We start from the raw sequence: 16,292 nt of genomic DNA, 5'->3' as shown, positions 1-16,292 counted from the left end.
GTAATGTGGGCGCGCGCCACAGTGTCAGTCCTTCGCCTGCAGGCCGTGCTCGTCGCACCAGCGGCGCAGTGCCGTCCTCGTTTCCTCGCTGCGGAAATGCTGCCAGGATGCCGTCGCGCCCCGTTCGTCGAGCAGGCGCGCGAAGCCGTCGGTGTCGTTGGACTCGACCAGCGCGCGGACGGCGGCCTGGTCGTCCGCCAGGTGCGCGGCGGCGAAGCGGAACACCAGCTGGTCGCCGATGCCCAGCAGGCTGGCCGGCGGCACGACGACGTAGGCCTGTTCGGCATCGCCGTCGCCGTCGGCCGGCACCGGCGCTTCCTCGTCCATGTAGTCGTCGTTGAGCAGGTGGATCATGCCCGTCGCGCGCGCGACGAGGGCCTTGGCGCCGTCGTCGACGACGAGCGCCGCATGTCCGAGTTCGTCCAGGTTGACTGCCGCCATGGTGCCTCCGTGTCGTTCGATGCCGCCAGTATGCAACGCTTGCGCGCGCGGGCTCGCACGCTTGCGTGCTTCACCAGATCCGTACGCGGTCGGCGGGCTTCAGGTACAGCCGGTCGGCGGGCTCGACGCCGAACGCCGGATAGAAAGCGTCGAGGTTGCGCACGGTCCACACGCGCTGCGGCGCGGGCGCGTGCGGATTGGTGAGCAGGCGCCGGCGCAGGTCGGCGTCGCGGTAGCGCAGGCGCCAGATCTGCGCCCAGCCGAGGAAGAAGCGCGCCTCGCCCGTCAGGCCGTCGATCACGGGCGCCGGCTTGCCGTCCAGCGCCGCATGCCAGGCGTCGTAGGCGATGGCCAGGCCGCCCAGGTCCGCGATGTTCTCGCCCAGCGTCAGTGTGCCGTCGACGTGCGTGCCGGGCAGCGGCGCGTACTGGTCGAACTGGGCCGCCAGCTTGCCGGTTCTCGCCTCGAACGCGGCCCGGTCGCGCGCCGACCACCACGCCGCGAGCCGTCCCCGCTCGTCGTAGCGCGCGCCCTGGTCGTCGAAGTGGTGGGTCATCTCGTGCGCGATCGAGGCGCCGATGCCGCCGTAGTTGACGGCCGGGTCGACGCCGGCGTCGAAGAACGGCGGCTGCAGGATGGCGGCGGGGAAGACGATCGCCACCTTCGGATAATTGGCGAAGGCGTCCACCGTCATCGGCGTCGCGCTCCATTCCCAGCGGTAGACGGGCCGGCCGACCTTGGCCGCGTCCCAGTCGTGATGGAAGGCCGCGGCGCGCTGCGCGTTGCCGAACGCGTCGCCGTCGCGCATGGCCAGCAGGCCGTAATCGTGCCAGCGGTCCGGATAGCCCACCTGCGCGCGGAACGACGCGAGCTTGCGCCGCGCGCGCGCCTTCGTCGCGGGCGTCATCCAGTCCAACGCGTCGATGCGGCGTCCGAATGCGGCCACGAGGTTGTCGACCATCCGCTGCGCCGCTGCGCGCGTGGCGGGCGAAAAATGGCGCGCCACGTAGACCCGGCTCACGTCGTCGGGCACGGCGTCCAGCACGAAGGCGACGGCCTGGCGCCAGCGCGGCTCGGGCGTGTCGACGCCGTCGATCGCGCGGCCGTAGAACGCGAAGTCGGCATCGTGCACGGCGGCCGGCAGCACGGCGGCGTAGCGGTGGAGCGTGCGGACGATGAGCATGTCGCGCAGCGTCGCGACGGGCGCCGTGTCGACGAGGCCGAGGATCGCCGCCACCGCGTCGGGCTGGCGCACGATGGCGCGCGCCGTGCGGTATCCGAGCGCGTGCGCCAGCGCGGCCAGGCGCGGGCCGGCCCGCCCGAGCGGCAGCGGATTGTAGGTGCGCTGCGCGTCGCGGCTCGCGGCCGACGTCCAGCTGGCGCGCGCGATGCGCGTCTCGAAGGCGAGCAGGCGGTCGGCGGCGCCGGCGTCGGTCACGCCGCCCAGCGCGAGCGTGGCGGCCAGGTAGCGCCGGTACGCCGCGCGCGCGTCGCGCATGGCGGCGGTGCCGGACAGGTAGTAGTCGCGGTCCGGCATGCCGAGGCCGGCCTGCGACACGATCAGCGCGTAGCGATCGGGATCGCCATCGTCGGGTTCCACCTTGAAGTCGAGCGGCAGTGCGACGCCGCGCCGTCCCGCGTCGGCCGCCGCGGCGACGTACGCGTCGCGCGTGCCGACCGCGTTCAGGCGCGCGAGCATGGCCGCGACGGGCGCCATGCCGAGGCGCTCGATGGCGGCGGTGTCGAGGAAGGCGCGATACGCGGTTCCCATGCGGCTGCCAGCGTCGCGCGCCGCCTCGTCGAGGATCGCGCGGACCTGCTCGCGGCTGCGGTCGTCGAGCGCGCCGATCGTGCCCACGGTCGAGCGGTCGGCGGGGATGGGCGTGCGCCGCGCCCATTCGCCGTTGGCGTAGGCGAAGAAGTCGTCGCCGGGGCGGACATTCCGGTCCATGCCGCCCGTGTCGAAGCCCGATCTGTCCTGCGCCGCGCCGGCGCTTGCCGCCAGCATCAGCACCCCGCACAGCGCGGCCCTTGCCGCCCGGCGTAACCGTCCCATCCCGCATCCTTTCGTTCGCGTTCCGTAGCGGAGGATTCTAAATAAAAAAGCCCGCAGGGCGCGAACCCTGCGAGCTTTTTTTGAACGGTGCCGGCGCAAGGCCGGCAGCCTGTCCGGCACTTACATCATGCCGTCCATGCCCATGCCGCCCATGCCACCCATGCCGCCCATGCCGCCGGCAGCCGGCTTGTCTTCGGCGACTTCCGACACCATGCAGTCGGTGGTCAGCATCAGGCCGGCGATCGACGCTGCGTTCTGCAGTGCCGAGCGGGTGACCTTGGCCGGATCCAGCACGCCCATTTCGACCATGTCGCCATAGGTGCCGTTCGAGGCGTTGTAGCCGTAGTTGCCCTGGCCGGCGATGACGGCGGCGACGACGACCGACGGCTCTTCACCGGCGTTCTGGACGATCATGCGCAGCGGCTCTTCCATTGCGCGCAGGACGATCTTGATGCCGGCTTCCTGGTCCGGGTTGTCGCCTTTGACCTGCAGTGCGGCGCGCGCACGCAGCAGGGCCACGCCGCCGCCCGGGACGATGCCTTCTTCGACGGCAGCGCGGGTGGCGTGCAGCGCGTCTTCCACGCGTGCTTTCTTCTCTTTCATTTCGACTTCGGTCGCGGCACCGACGCGGATGACGGCAACACCGCCGGCCAGCTTGGCGACGCGCTCCTGCAGCTTCTCGCGGTCGTAGTCCGAGGTCGCTTCTTCGATCTGGACGCGGACCATCTTGACGCGTGCTTCGATCGATTCGGCGGCGCCGGCGCCATCGATGATGATGGTGTTTTCCTTGCCCACTTCGACGCGCTTGGCCTGGCCCAGTTCGTTCAGCGTGACCTTTTCCAGGGTCAGGCCGACTTCTTCGGCGATGACCTGGCCACCGGTCAGGATGGCGATGTCTTCCAGCATGGCCTTGCGACGGTCGCCGAAGCCCGGTGCCTTGACGGCGACGGTCTTCAGGATGCCGCGGATGTTGTTGACGACCAGGGTCGCCAGCGCTTCGCCTTCGATGTCTTCGGCGACGATCACCAGCGGACGGCCGGCCTTGGCGACTTGCTCCAGTACCGGCAGCAGATCACGGATGTTCGAGATCTTCTTGTCGCACAGCAGGATGAACGGGTTCTCGTGGACGGCGACCTGCTTGTCCGGGTTGTTGATGAAGTACGGCGACAGGTAGCCGCGGTCGAACTGCATGCCTTCCACGATGTCCAGTTCGTCGTTCAGCGACTTGCCGTCTTCGACGGTGATGACGCCTTCCTTGCCGACTTTTTCCATCGCCTCGGCGATGCGCTCGCCGACCGACGAATCCGAGTTGGCCGAGATGGTGCCGACTTGCGCGATCTCTTTCGAGGTCGTGGTCGGCTTGGCGATCTTCTTGAGTTCTTCGACGGTGGCGGCGACGGCCTTGTCGATGCCGCGCTTCAGGTCCATCGGGTTCATGCCGGCGGCAACGAACTTCATGCCTTCGCGCACGATGGCTTGTGCCAGCACGGTCGCGGTGGTGGTGCCGTCACCGGCGTTGTCGCTGGTCTTCGAAGCGACTTCCTTGACCATCTGCGCGCCCATGTTCATGAGCTTGTCTTTCAGTTCGATCTCTTTCGCGACCGAGACGCCGTCCTTGGTGACGGTCGGGGCGCCGAACGAACGTTCCAGCACGACGTTGCGGCCTTTCGGGCCCAGGGTGACCTTGACTGCGTTGGCCAGGATGTTGACACCCTCGACCATCTTGGCGCGTGCGACGTCGCCGAAAATTACATCTTTAGCTGCCATATTTATTTCTCCGATTCTTCAGGAAGTTATTGGACGAATTACTGGGCCACGACGGCCATGATGTCTTCTTCGCGCATGACCAGCAGCTCGTCGCCGTTGACCTTGACGGTCTGGCCCGAGTACTTGCCGAACAGGACGCGGTCGCCGACTTTCACTTCCAGCGGACGGACGTTGCCGTTCTCTTGCACTTTGCCGTTGCCGACAGCCAGCACTTCACCTTGGTCCGGCTTCTCGGCCGCCGCGTCAGGGATGATCAGGCCGGATGCGGTCTTGGTTTCCTGGTCGAGACGCTTCACGATCACGCGATCGTGCAATGGGCGAAGGTTCATGCAAAACTCCTTTTGGTTGATTTGACAAGCTATTCCTAAGAACCGCAGCGGACCATCCTCGGGATCGGTTCGCTGCGGCGTAGAAAGGTTTGTTAGCACTCTCTACTAACGAGTGCTAATTATAGGGACGATAATTTAGCATTTCAAGCCACAGTGTTCGGGTTTTGATGGACTTTTTGTCGCTTCGCAATCGGAAGGACCGATATGTGACAATGCGCAGGCGCGCCACCTGACGCAGATGCCGGGCGGCGGTTGATGAATGCATAATCATGTGAGAGTAACACCGATCGTCCGGCAGCGGGCGCACGATCGGTAGAACCGGCCGGCCTCGGCGCGCACGCGAACGCGCGCCTGTTGACGAAAAATTCAACTCCAACCTATAGTTACGGATGATTTCCGAATTCCAAGACCTCTCCGATAAGATCGACCGGCTCGCCCAGTTGACCCAGGCGCTGCGCAGCGAGAACTATTTGCTGCGCCAGGCGAACGCCTTGCTCAGCGCGGAAAACGTCGACTTCAAGAACCGGCTGCTCGCGGCCCAGCAGCGCGTCGAAGGCCTGCTGGCCCACCTCGAACCCGCTCCCGCAACCTCCGACGACGCCGAGGCCCCGCAATGATCCAGCTCGACGTGAACATCATGGGCCAGCCCTATCGCCTGGCGTGCCGCGACGGCGAAGAAAAGACCTTGCGCGAAGCGGTGGCCTATCTCGACGCCAAAATGTGTGCGCTGCGCGACTCCGGCAAGGTGCGCGGCACGGACCGCATCGCCGTCATGGCGGCGCTGTCGGTGGCGGCCGAATTCCTGTCCGTGAAAGCGCCGCAAGGCCCGCTGTCGGACATGACGATCCTCGAAGTCAAGCAGAAACTGGAAGCGATGCACACGGTGTTGGATGCCGCACTCTCGGCCGACGAAAACCTGGCTTGAGACCAAAAACGTTTGACATGCCCGTCCATCGTAGTAAACTGCCGTCTACCCTGCGGTGTTCGAGATTTGCCATATATTCCTTGAACCATTCTTTCGCATAGGTTGTGGAACATGTTCGGTGGGCGCGATCGTCGCTAGTTCGACGAACCCGAAATTGAACTGACTGCGACCACCTTGAGCCATCAGGTTCGGGATGCCGGCAAAAACGGCACAGGCGGGGATAAACACACGAGCGGTTGCGGACCATGAGTCGCAACCGCTTTTTTTTTGATGGAGCCGCACATGCGCTACTGGTTGATGAAGTCCGAACCCGATGAAGTGAGTTTCGCCGACGTGGTCAACGCCCCCGGCAAGACGGTCGCCTGGTTCGGCGTGCGCAACTACCAGGCCCGCAATTTCATGCGCGACCAGATGCAGGTGGGCGACGGCGTGCTGTTCTACCACTCCAGCTGCGCCGTGCCGGGCGTGGCGGGCATCGCGCAGGTGGCGAGCGGCCCGTATGCCGATGCGTCGCAATTCGATCCAGGCAGCCATTATTTCGATCCGAAGGCCACGCACGAACAGCCGCGCTGGATCTCGGTCGACGTGACGGCGGTGGCGGAGGGGCGTTATCTGCCGCTGACGGAGATGCGCGGGGTGCCGGAACTGGAAGACATGGTGCTGCTGCAGAAGGGCAGCCGGCTGTCGATTTCGCCGGTGACCAAAGGGCAGTGGGACAAGGTGCTGGATTTGATGGGCGTGCCCGCGTTGGCCGCGTAACGCAACACCGTCGCCCCCGCGGAGGCGGGGGCCGCATTTGCGTGCGCTATCGACACGCGTAAAACTTGGGTTCCCGCCTGCGCGGGAACGACGGCTATGCGTGCACCGCGCGCTTGTTCGCGTCCGAATACGCCCACCCCAGCATGATGAGCCCCGCCACGATCATCGGCAGCGACAACACCTGCCCCGACGTGATCGGCAATCCTATCACATGCGTTTCCCAATCGGGCACGCGGAAATACTCGGTGAAGAAGCGCGCGCAGCCGTAGAGCAAGGTGTACAGCGCGCCCACCGCGAGGCGCGGGCGCGGCTTGCGCGCGAACAGCCACATGATCACGAACACGAGGATGCCGTCGACCAGCATCTGGTACAGCGGCGACGGATGGCGCGGCCCCTCGACGCCCGGCCAGATCATCGCCCACGGCAGGTTCGGATCGGCCAGGCGCCCCGGCAGTTCCGCATTGATGAAATTGCCCAGGCGCCCGCAGGCATAGCCGATCGGGACCATCGGCGCGATGAAGTCGTACACGTCCATCAGGTTGCGGCCGCGCTTGCGTGCCCACAGCGCCATCGCGATCAGCACGCCGATGAAGCCGCCGTGGTACGACATGCCGCCGTGCCAGGTCTGGATGATTTCGAGCGGATGCGAGAAATAATAGTCGGGGCGGTAGAACAGCACTTCGCCGAGGCGCCCGCCGATCACCACGCCCAGCATGCCGTAGAACAGCATGTCGTCGAGGTCGGTGTAGGTCCAGCCTTGCGCCTGCACGTGGGCCTGCGTCTTGATGCGGACGCGGCCCAGCAGGATGAACAGGGCGAAGGCGACCACGTACATGATCCCGTACCAGTGGATCTCGACGGGGCCGATGCTGAAGGCGACCGGGTTCGGTTGCGGGTGAACGAGCATATCAAATAGTCCTCAATAGTTCCAGGAAGCCCTTGAGCACCGGCGAAGGGTTATCGCGGCGCCATGCGATGCCGGTCTCGACCAGGGGAGTCGTGTCGGCGAGGGCACGGTATTCTACGCCCGGCCGCATGAGGTTCGACACGGATTGTGGCACAAGTGCCAATCCCATGCCTGCCGAGACCAGGCTGACGATGGTCTGCATCTGGATCGCCTGCTGGCCGACGGCCGGCGTGATGCCGGCCGCGCGGAAGCACGACAGGATGGCGTCGTGCAGCGCGGGCGAGATCTCGCGCGGGAAAATGATCAACGGCAGATGGGGCAGGTCGCGCAGTGCTACCGGGCCTTTCCTGCGCAGGAGGCCCGTGGGGGCGCACAGGATCAGCGGCTCGTCGATCACCTTCATGTATTCCAGCTCGGCGCGCGCGCGCTCGGGCAGCGGCGGGATCAGGAGGCCGGCGTCGATGCGCCCGCGCAGCAGTTCGTCGACCTGCACGTCGGACGTCGCTTCCTGCAGGCTCAGTTGCACGCCCGGATAGCGCTCGCTGTAGCGGCGCAGGAAAGGCGGCAGCACGCTGTAGTCGGCCGACGTGATGAACGCGAGCGCCAGCCGGCCCGCTTCGCCGCTCGCGGCGCGCCGCGCCAGCTCGGGCAGCAGGGCCGCCTCGCCCAGGATGCGGCGGGCTTCGGGCAGCAGGGCGCTGCCGGCCGGCGTCAGCGCAACCGTGCGCCGGTTGCGCAGGAACAGCGCCGTGCCGAGGCCGTCCTCCAGCGCGGCAATGGCCTGCGACAGCGGCGGCTGCGTCATGTGCAGGCGCGCGGCGGCGCGGCCGAAGTGCAATTCCTCGGCCACGGTGACGAAGTAGCGCAGCTGGCGCAATTCCACGTTCATCGATATGAGCGGTAGGTCTGTGATTCGCGCAGGATATCAGAAGCACGGCTGCCGGCCCATTTGACGCGAACCGGTCCGCGCGGCATGCTGGAAAAATCGTCCCGCCAGGAGCCCGCCATGCCCGACCAGCCGCGCTACAACCGCCGTTCCCGCCATGTGACCGAAGGCGTTGCCCGCAGTCCGAACCGCTCGATGTATTACGCGATGGGCTACCGGAAGGAGGATTTCGACAAGCCGATGATCGGCATCGCCAACGGCCATTCCACGATCACCCCCTGCAATTCCGGCTTGCAGAAACTGGCCGATGTCGCCATCGCGACCATCCGCGACGCCGGCGCGAATCCGCAGGTGTTCGGCACGCCGACCATTTCCGACGGCATGTCGATGGGGACCGAGGGCATGAAGTTCTCGCTGATCTCGCGCGAGGTGATCGCCGACTGCATCGAGACCTGCGTGAACGGCCAGTGGATGGACGGCGTCGTCGTGATCGGCGGCTGCGACAAGAACATGCCGGGCGGGATGATCGCGCTGGCGCGCACGAACGTCCCCGGCATCTACGTGTACGGCGGCACGATCCGGCCAGGGCACTGGAAGGGCAAGGACCTGACGATCGTCTCCGCGTTCGAGGCGGTGGGCGAATTCACGGCGGGGCGCATGAGCCAGGAAGACTTCGACGGCATCGAGCGCAACGCCTGCCCGTCGTCCGGGTCGTGCGGCGGCATGTACACGGCGAACACGATGTCGTCGTCGTTCGAGGCGCTCGGCATGTCGCTGCTGTACTCGTCGACGATGGCCAATCCGGACGACGAAAAAGTGGGCTCCGCGGCGCAGTCCGCGCGCGTGCTCGTGGAGGCCGTCAAGCGCGATCTGAAACCGCGCGACATCATCACGCGCGCATCCATCGAGAACGCCGTCGCGCTGATCATGGCGACCGGCGGTTCGACCAACGCCGTGCTCCACTACCTCGCCATCGCGCATGCGGCCGAGGTGGAATGGTCGATCGACGATTTCGAGCGGGTCCGCAGGAAGATCCCCGTGATCTGCAACCTGAAGCCCTCGGGCGAATACGTCGCGACGGACCTGCACCGGGCGGGCGGCATCCCGCAGGTCATGAAGCTGCTGCTGGACGCCGGCCTGCTGCACGGCGACTGCATCACCATCACGGGCCGCACCCTGGCCGAGGAGCTCGAACATGTGCCGTCCGCGCCGCCGGCCGGGCAGGACGTCATCCGGCCGCTGGACCGCGCGTTGTACAAGGAAGGCCACCTGGCGATCCTGAAGGGGAACCTGGCGCCGGAAGGCTGCGTGGCGAAGATCACGGGCCTGAAGAATCCCGTGATCACGGGGCCGGCGCGCGTGTTCGACGACGAGTACAGCGCGATGGACACGATCCTCGCCAACCAGATCAATCCGGGCGACGTGCTCGTGCTGCGCTACCTGGGGCCGCGCGGAGGTCCCGGCATGCCGGAGATGCTGGCGCCGACGGCGGCGCTGATCGGCAAGGGGCTCGGCGAATCCGTCGGGCTGATCACGGACGGCCGCTTCTCGGGCGGCACCTGGGGCATGGTCGTGGGCCACGTGACGCCGGAAGCGTTCGAGGGCGGCACGATCGCGCTCGTGCAGGAAGGGGATTCGATCACGATCGACGCGCACCACCAGCTGATCCAGCTGAACGTGCCGGACGACGAGATCGCCCGCCGGCGCGCGGCCTGGGTGCGTCCGGCCCCGCGCTACACCCGCGGCGTGCTGGCCAAGTTCGCGGCGCTGGCGCAGCCGGCGAGCAAGGGGGCGGTGACGGACTAAAGTGCGGAACGTCGCACGTTGTTCGTGGCCCCGACAATGAAACCGTCGTTCCCGCGCAGGCGGGAACCCAAGTTTTTCGAACCGCCGCGAACTTGGGCCCCCGCCTTTGCGGGGGCGACGTTCATACTTTCGTGTACGTTCATACGTTCGTGTACGTTCATACGTTCGTGTACGTTCATGCGTTCATGTACGTTCACACGTTCGTGTACGTCGATACGTTCATACGTCCCGGGAACATGCCATATACGCCACATGGCATGTTCGGCAACGAACCCCGCGTGCTAAGCTGCCGGGCGCATCATTTGCGCTTGCCGAAGCTCTGCTTCACGCGTTCCTTGCGCCGCTTTTCCTCGAGGGCGTGGGCCTTGCGCTTGTCGAGGCCCAGCGTCTTTTCGATGAATTCGAACCAGATGAAGGCGACCGCCATCAGGCCGGCGATCCACCACCAGGACAGTTCGGCAAAGCGCCAGACCTCGAAGAAGCGCAGGACGACGAGGACGAGGATCAGCAGGATCAGGGGCATACGGTATTCCTTTCGAACGGCCATCTTACAACAGCAGTGCCGTAAAGCAACGGATTCCTGCCATCTGGTCAACGACAATCTGTATCATCCGTTACTGATTATGTCCCTGCCGTTCCCGGCCGCGAAACACGATAGAATCGAATTATGAGAAATGCCCCCAACTGGAGATAGCTGATGAAACGTTCCCTGATGTTGTTTGTTGCAGTCGCAGCCGTAGCGTCGACCAGCGCGTTCGCGCAAGACGCGGCCGCCCTGGCGAAAGCAAAGAATTGCATGGCTTGCCACTCCGTGCAATCCAAGCTGGTCGGCCCGGCCTACAAGGATGTCGCCGCCAAATACGCAGGCCAGAAAGATGCCGAAGGCAAGCTGGTTTCGAAAGTCATGAAGGGCGGTTCGGGTGTCTGGGGTCCGGTCCCGATGCCGGCCAACCCGCAGGTCACCGAAGCGGAAGCCCACACGCTGGTCAAGTGGGTCCTGTCGCAGAAATAATTGCTGTAACGTAGGGTGGGCTCGCCGAGCCCACGCGTGACGTTCGCGTCATGTTGACGTGCGCGTGGGCACAGGGTGCCCACCCTACGTATCGAAAAAGACGCGCCGATTCACGGCGCGTTTTTTTACGCGAAAAATAACCAGCCTGTAGGGTGGGCTCGCCGAGCCCACGCGTGACGTTCGTGTCACGTTGACCTCCGCGTGGGCACAGGGTGCCCACCCGACGTATCGAAAAAGTGTTTCCAATGAATCAGCGGATGACGTCCAGCTTCGTCCGCTTGCCGCCCTTGTAGGTGAACAGGGTCAGCGCGCCGTCCTTGATGTCGCCGTTGGCATCGAACTGGATCGTGCCCGTCACGCCCTCGTACTTGATGTTCTTGAGGACCGGCAGGTACTTGGCCGGATCGGCCGACCTCGCGTCCTGCATGGCCTTCGCCATCACCATCACGGAATCGTAGACGTATGGCGCGTACAGCTGCACGTCCATGTTGAACTTCTTCTTGTAGCGGGCGCGGAAGTCTTCCATCACTTTCTCTTGCGGACCCTTGACGCCGCCCGCTTCCGCGCAATACACGTGACCCTCGCCGAGGCCGTCGCCGGCGAGGCGGCCCAGCGCGTCGGTGCACATGCCGTCGCCGCCCATGAACACGGCGTTGATGCCGAGGGCTTTCATCTGCTTGAGCATCGGACCCGCGACGGAATCCATGCCACCGAAGAAGATCAGGTCCGGCTTCTTGCCCTTGATCGACGTGAGGATCGCCGTGTAGTCGGTGGCGGTCGCGCTCGTGAATTCGCGGCCGACGACCTTGATGCCCGGCTTTTTCAGGCCCTTCACGAATTCGTCGGCCACGCCCTGGCCGTACGTCGTGCGGTCGTCGATGACGGCGATGTTTTTCGCGTGCAGCGAGTCGATCGCGTACTTGCTCAGCGTGCTGCCCAGCTTGGCGTCGCTGGCGACGACTCGGAACGCGCCCGGGAAGTGCTGGCGCGTGTAGACGGGCGCCGTGGTGGCGGGCGAGATCTGCACGATGCCGGCGTCGTTGTAGATCTTCGACGCGGGCACGGTGGTGCCGGAATTCAGGTGGCCGATCACGCCGTTGACCTTGGCGTCGACGAGCTTCTGCGCCACCGCCGTGCCCTGCTTGGGATCGGCGCCGTCGTCTTCGGAAATCAGCTGCAGCGTGGCTTTCTGGCCGTTCAGCGTGAAGCCCTTCGCATTGAGTTCGTCGATCGCCATGCGCGCGGCGTTCTCGTTGTCCTTGCCGAGGTGGGCGCTGGGGCCGGAGATGGGCGCCACGTGGCCGATCTTGATGACCTGCTGCGCGCCGGCCGTGCCCGCGAAGGCGAGGGCGATGGCGAAGGGGATGAGTTTCGTAGTGACCTGCATGTTCTCTCCAGGAAGGAATAGGGCAGCTTGTATGGCCGCATATTATGTGCGCACGGCAAAGTTACCCTAATTTGCCGTGCGCGCAAAGCGTTCCGGCGGAGAGACGTGCAATGTGCTCAGCCGCGCGTGCGCAGATGCGCCAGCTCCTGCGCGACCGCGCGCGCGACGACCTGCTCGACGGTCAGCTGCAGGCCGTCGCGCAATTCCGTCGCCAGCCGCGTCACCACGTGGTCCAGCACGGGCGCCATGCTGCTGCGGACCTGGTCTTCCAGCACAAGTTCGACGCGGTCCTGCAGGCGGTCGAGTACGCGCGCGACGATGCGCTCCTCGAGCGTGCGCCAGGCGTCGTCGTCGAGCTCGCGATGTGCGGGGGCCTCGGCGTCGGCGTCGGCGGGTACGTGGTCGGTAGGCAGGTCGGCGGCAGGTGGGGCGGCGGCAGGTACGTCGGCGGCCGCTGCCGTCTCGGCCACGACCTCGGTCAGGACCGGGATGCTTTCGTCGTTGAAGGGAATGTCGCTCATGACTGGCCCGCCACGAAGTGCGTCAACGGATACGATTGCTTCTTGTACGCGACGTAGCGCGCGCGGCCGGCCGCGGCGTCTTCCTCGTCGGTCGAGATGATTTCGAATACGCGCGCGAATTGTTCGAAGCCGGCCGGCGTGCGGCGCGTGAGGTTCACCAGCATGTCGCGATGCGGCAGCTCGACCTGTTCGTCGAACGTGACGATCACCGGCGTCTCGACCGCGAGGGGATCGCCGGCCATCACGTGCGGGATGAAGTCGGTGCCGGACAGCGTCCACAGCGCCTCGTTCAGGGCATCGGCCTGGGCCGGGCTGTCGGCCAGCAGGACGAGCTTCGCGTGCGCCGCGTACGCCTTGCGCGCGAGGCGGCAGACGTAGCTGAGCTTGTCGGGGATGTTGGTGTGGAAGTCGATCCGGGTCATGGTCGGTCGGAGTGTAATAAATCCGTCGTTCCCGCGCAGGCGGGAACCCAAGTTCGCATGCGTCGTCGGCTGCGCAAAATTGGGCCCCCGCCTTCGCAGGGGCGACGTGCTTGGGTGAGCGGCAGCAGAAGCATAGCGTAACCGTCCGATATTGCGCTCAAAACTGAAATCGCGCTCAAAACTGGAAATCCGGTGGCGTTTTTTTCGGTTGCGGCGGCTGCCTGGGCTGTTGCCGCTCCGCTTGCGCGGCCGCCGCATCCGGCGCCGATGCCGCCGGTGCGCGGGGCGGCGGTGCCGGCAGGCTCGCCGGGGCGGCCGCTTCGACGGCGCCCGTCTGGTAACCCGGCGGCAGCATCGTCTGGCGTGGATAAGACGCCGAATCGAGCGCTTCGTTCCACGCGTCGCCCGAGAAGCCGGTCACCTGGCGGCGGCCGACGACGAGCAGCGGCAGCTCGTCCTTGCCGCCGACGCGATGCAACTGCTGCTGGTCTTCGGCCGTGGTCACCGTCTTTTCCGCGAACGGGATGCCGCGCGATCGCAGCAGGGCGCGGCCCTGGTCGCAGGCGCCGCAGCGCGCCGTCGTGTACAGCGTCACCGGATGGTTCTGCGCGGCGCGCGCCAGTTCGTACGGCAGCGACGGCGCTGGCGCCGGCCGGCTGTCGGGGCGCAGCACCTGCGCCTGGCCCTTCGGCGGCGGCGTGTCGCTGTAGTGGACGACACCTTTCGCGTCCTTCCACTTGTACATCCGGTCCTGCGCGGCGGCGCCGGTGGCGATGAGCGCGCCGAGGGCAAGCACGGCGACGTGCCGTCCCGCCCGATGTGCTCCGTGTTTCCGTTTCATCGCCATTCCCGTTCCGGCGCCGCGCGGCGCGTGCCCCGTCAGGCCTGCATGCCGTTGTGGCGCAGCAGCGCGTCGATCGTCGGTTCGCGGCCGCGGAAGGCCTTGAACGATTCGAGCGCCGGACGCGAGCCGCCCACGGCCAGGATCTCGCGGTGGAAGCGTTTTCCCGTTTCGTCGAGCAGCGATCCGCCGCCCGCTTCGACGGCTTCCTCGAACGCGGCATACGCGTCCGCCGACAGCACCTCGGCCCACTTGTAGCTGTAATAGCCGGCCGCGTAACCACCCGCGAAGATGTGGCCGAACGAATGCTGGAAGCGGTTGAACGACGGCGGGATCAGCACCGAGAACCTGGTGCGGACCTCGTCGACGAGGTCCTGCACGGTCTTCTGGCTGGTCGGGTCGAAGTCGTAGTGCAGGTGCATGTCGATCAGCGAGAACTCGACCTGGCGCAGCGTCTGCATGCCGGACTGGAAGTTCTTCGCCGCGAGCATCTTGTCGTACAGCGCGCGCGGCAGCGGTTCGCCGGTCTTCACGTGCGCCGTCATGCCTTGCAGGACGTCCCACTCCCAGCAGAAGTTTTCCATGAACTGAGACGGCAGCTCGACGGCATCCCATTCCACGCCCGAGATGCCGGACACGGACAGCTCGTCGACCTCCGTCAGCATGTGATGCAGGCCGTGGCCGAATTCGTGGAACAGCGTCGTGACTTCATCGTGCGTGAACAGCGAGGGCTGCAGCTTGCCATCCACCTCGGCCGGCGGCGTGAAGTTACAGGTCAGGTACGCGATCGGCGTCTGCACGATGCCGCCCGTCGTGAGCCTGCGGCCGCGCGCGTCGTCCATCCACGCGCCCTGGCCCTTGCCCTGACGCGCGTACAGGTCCAGATAGAACTGCCCGACAAGTTGAGAACCTGAGTGACCGTTCTTTTCGATGCGATAGAAGCGCACGTCCGGATGCCAGACCGGCGCGTCGTCCGGCGCGATCGTCACGCCGAACAGTTTGGAGATCAGCCCGAACAGGCCCGCGACGACCTTGGGCTCCGGGAAGTACTCCTTGACTTCCTGGGCGGAGAACGCGTAGCGCTTCTCGCGCAGCTTTTCCGACGCATAGGCCACGTCCCAGGCCTGCATGTCGGCGATGCCCAGTTCTTCTTGTGCGAACGCGCGCAGCTCGGCCAGGTCTTTTTCGGCGTAAGGACGGGCGCGGCGCGCGAGGTCTTCGAGGAACTCGATCACGTGTTCCGGCGTCTCCGCCATCTTGGGTTCGAGCGAGACATGCGCGAAGCTCTGGAAGTCGAGCAGCTTCGCTTCCTCGTCGCGCAGTTTCAACAGCTGGGCGATGTTGCCCGTGTTGTCCCACTTTTCCAGCTCGGAGAACACGGCACCCATCTCGGACGCCTTGGTGGCGTTGGCGCGGTAGATCTGCTCGCGCAGTTCGCGCTTGTCGGCGAATTGCAGGATCGGGAAGTAGGACGGGAAGTGCAGGCTGAATTGCCAGCCCGTCTTGCCGTCGCGCTCGGCCGCCGCGCGCGCGGCCGCCTTGACGTCGTCCGGCAGGCCGGACAGGTCGGCTTCATCGGCGACGAGCAGTTTGTAGTCGTTGGTCGCATCGAGCACGTTTTCCGAGAAGCGCGTCGACAACCTGGCCTGCTCTTCCTGGATCTCGGCAAAGCGTTCCTTCTGCTTGTCCGGCAGCTCGGCGCCGCCGAGGCGGAAGTCGCGCAGCGCGTTCTCGACGATCCGCTTGCGGGCCGGGGCCAGGTTCGCGAAGTCGCCGCTCGCGCGCAGCTGCTTGTATTTGTCGAACAGCGCCTCGTTCTGGCCCAGCTCCGTCCAGAACTCGGTGATCTTCGGCTGGTTCTCGTTGTAGGTGGCACGCAGCTCGGGCGTGTCCATCACGTGGTTCAGGTGGTTGACGATGCCCCAGGCGCGGCCGAGGCGTTCCGTCGCTTCCTCGAGCGGGACGACGAAGTTGTCCCACGTGACGGGGCCCGCGGCCGGAGCCTCGGCCTGGCGCACGGCGTCGCGCGCCGCGGCGATCAGTTGCTCGATCGCGGGCGTCACGTGTTCCGGCCGGATCAGGTCGAACCGTGGCAGGCCCGAGAAGTCGAGGAGGGGATTGGTCGTTTCGGTCGTCATTTCTATGTCCTTGTATGCAATCTCACCGCCATCTTACCCGGGCCGGCCGATTCGGGCATTCACGAACGCGTAACGCCAACATGCCGCACGCGTCG

At 65.8% G+C, this 16,292-nt stretch carries 17 protein-coding genes and 1 other RNA gene; 6 read left to right on the top strand and 12 right to left on the bottom strand.

The window, feature by feature from the left end:
* Positions 1-24 precede the first annotated feature (24 nt).
* The 4 genes from ASC93_RS19550 to groES all read right to left on the bottom strand — a co-directional run bounded on the left by ASC93_RS19550 (position 25) and on the right by groES (position 4,593).
* Positions 25-441: a hypothetical protein gene (locus ASC93_RS19550; RefSeq protein ID WP_056446170.1), complete on the bottom strand. Its 417-nt coding sequence runs from the start codon at positions 439-441 to the stop codon at positions 25-27.
* A gap of 70 nt (positions 442-511) precedes the next feature.
* Positions 512-2,497, bottom strand: a complete 1,986-nt coding sequence (locus tag ASC93_RS19545) for a M13 family metallopeptidase (RefSeq protein ID WP_082548177.1) — start codon at positions 2,495-2,497, stop codon at positions 512-514.
* A 120-nt stretch (positions 2,498-2,617) separates the two neighbouring features.
* A complete protein-coding gene (gene groL / locus ASC93_RS19540) occupies positions 2,618-4,264 on the bottom strand; it encodes a chaperonin GroEL (protein ID WP_056446161.1) in 1,647 nt (548 codons plus the stop codon).
* Positions 4,265-4,302: 38 nt separating this feature from the next.
* On the bottom strand, positions 4,303-4,593 hold the full coding sequence (groES, locus tag ASC93_RS19535; protein WP_036169735.1) for a co-chaperone GroES: 291 nt from the start codon (positions 4,591-4,593) through the stop codon (positions 4,303-4,305).
* A 389-nt stretch (positions 4,594-4,982) separates the two neighbouring features.
* On the opposite strand from groES, the gene ASC93_RS19530 reads away from it, so the two are divergent.
* The 4 genes from ASC93_RS19530 to ASC93_RS19520 all read left to right on the top strand — a co-directional run bounded on the left by ASC93_RS19530 (position 4,983) and on the right by ASC93_RS19520 (position 6,277).
* Positions 4,983-5,210, top strand: coding sequence for a hypothetical protein (locus tag ASC93_RS19530; RefSeq protein ID WP_056446158.1), 228 nt, complete (start codon positions 4,983-4,985; stop codon positions 5,208-5,210).
* Positions 5,207-5,518 (top strand): cell division protein ZapA, encoded by a 312-nt coding sequence (locus ASC93_RS19525; protein WP_056446155.1) that lies wholly within the window; start codon positions 5,207-5,209, stop codon positions 5,516-5,518. The genes ASC93_RS19530 and ASC93_RS19525 overlap by 4 nt, the downstream gene beginning before the upstream one ends.
* Positions 5,519-5,562: 44 nt before the next feature.
* Positions 5,563-5,743: non-coding RNA, 6S RNA (gene ssrS, locus ASC93_RS30070), on the top strand.
* Between the two features lie 57 nt (positions 5,744-5,800).
* Entirely contained in the window at positions 5,801-6,277 is a 477-nt protein-coding gene (locus ASC93_RS19520) for an EVE domain-containing protein (RefSeq protein ID WP_056446278.1), read from the top strand.
* 94 nt (positions 6,278-6,371) lie between these two features.
* Here ASC93_RS19520 and lgt read toward each other — a convergent pair whose 3' ends face one another.
* Positions 6,372-7,184 carry a prolipoprotein diacylglyceryl transferase gene (lgt, locus tag ASC93_RS19515; RefSeq protein ID WP_056446152.1) on the bottom strand — a complete coding sequence of 271 codons (813 nt, stop codon included), beginning with the start codon at positions 7,182-7,184 and terminating at the stop codon, positions 6,372-6,374.
* A gap of 1 nt (position 7,185) precedes the next feature.
* Entirely contained in the window at positions 7,186-8,073 is an 888-nt protein-coding gene (locus ASC93_RS19510; protein WP_056446149.1) for a LysR family transcriptional regulator, read from the bottom strand.
* Positions 8,074-8,190: 117 nt separating this feature from the next.
* Between ASC93_RS19510 and ilvD the strand changes: the two genes are divergently transcribed.
* Positions 8,191-9,876: a dihydroxy-acid dehydratase gene (gene ilvD / locus ASC93_RS19505; protein ID WP_056446275.1), complete on the top strand. Its 1,686-nt coding sequence runs from the start codon at positions 8,191-8,193 to the stop codon at positions 9,874-9,876.
* Positions 9,877-10,174: 298 nt separating this feature from the next.
* Here ilvD and ASC93_RS19500 read toward each other — a convergent pair whose 3' ends face one another.
* The gene (locus ASC93_RS19500) at positions 10,175-10,399 is read right to left on the bottom strand and encodes a TIGR04438 family Trp-rich protein (protein ID WP_056446146.1); all 225 of its coding nucleotides are present in this window, start codon (positions 10,397-10,399) and stop codon (positions 10,175-10,177) included.
* A 174-nt stretch (positions 10,400-10,573) separates the two neighbouring features.
* Here ASC93_RS19500 and ASC93_RS19495 point away from each other — a divergent pair, with 174 nt between their 5' ends.
* Entirely contained in the window at positions 10,574-10,888 is a 315-nt protein-coding gene (locus ASC93_RS19495; protein ID WP_056446143.1) for a c-type cytochrome, read from the top strand.
* Between the two features lie 250 nt (positions 10,889-11,138).
* Here the strand turns inward: ASC93_RS19495 and ASC93_RS19490 are convergent, their stop codons facing one another.
* The 5 genes from ASC93_RS19490 to ASC93_RS19470 all read right to left on the bottom strand — a co-directional run bounded on the left by ASC93_RS19490 (position 11,139) and on the right by ASC93_RS19470 (position 16,197).
* Entirely contained in the window at positions 11,139-12,275 is a 1,137-nt protein-coding gene (locus ASC93_RS19490; RefSeq protein ID WP_056446141.1) for a branched-chain amino acid ABC transporter substrate-binding protein, read from the bottom strand.
* A 116-nt stretch (positions 12,276-12,391) separates the two neighbouring features.
* On the bottom strand, positions 12,392-12,796 hold the full coding sequence (locus ASC93_RS19485) for a hypothetical protein (RefSeq protein ID WP_056446137.1): 405 nt from the start codon (positions 12,794-12,796) through the stop codon (positions 12,392-12,394).
* Positions 12,793-13,218 (bottom strand): DNA polymerase III subunit chi, encoded by a 426-nt coding sequence (locus tag ASC93_RS19480; protein ID WP_056446134.1) that lies wholly within the window; start codon positions 13,216-13,218, stop codon positions 12,793-12,795. The genes ASC93_RS19485 and ASC93_RS19480 overlap by 4 nt, the downstream gene beginning before the upstream one ends.
* A 175-nt stretch (positions 13,219-13,393) precedes the next feature.
* Positions 13,394-14,059 carry a glutaredoxin family protein gene (locus tag ASC93_RS19475; RefSeq protein WP_082548182.1) on the bottom strand — a complete coding sequence of 222 codons (666 nt, stop codon included), beginning with the start codon at positions 14,057-14,059 and terminating at the stop codon, positions 13,394-13,396.
* A gap of 38 nt (positions 14,060-14,097) precedes the next feature.
* Positions 14,098-16,197 carry a M3 family metallopeptidase gene (locus tag ASC93_RS19470; protein ID WP_056446131.1) on the bottom strand — a complete coding sequence of 700 codons (2,100 nt, stop codon included), beginning with the start codon at positions 16,195-16,197 and terminating at the stop codon, positions 14,098-14,100.
* Positions 16,198-16,292: the final 95 nt, after the last annotated feature.

It is taken from the genome of Massilia sp. Root335 (assembly GCF_001425685.1).
Classification (GTDB): domain Bacteria; phylum Pseudomonadota; class Gammaproteobacteria; order Burkholderiales; family Burkholderiaceae_D; genus Telluria; species Telluria luteola.
This window is presented reverse-complemented; position numbering and strand designations above follow the sequence as displayed.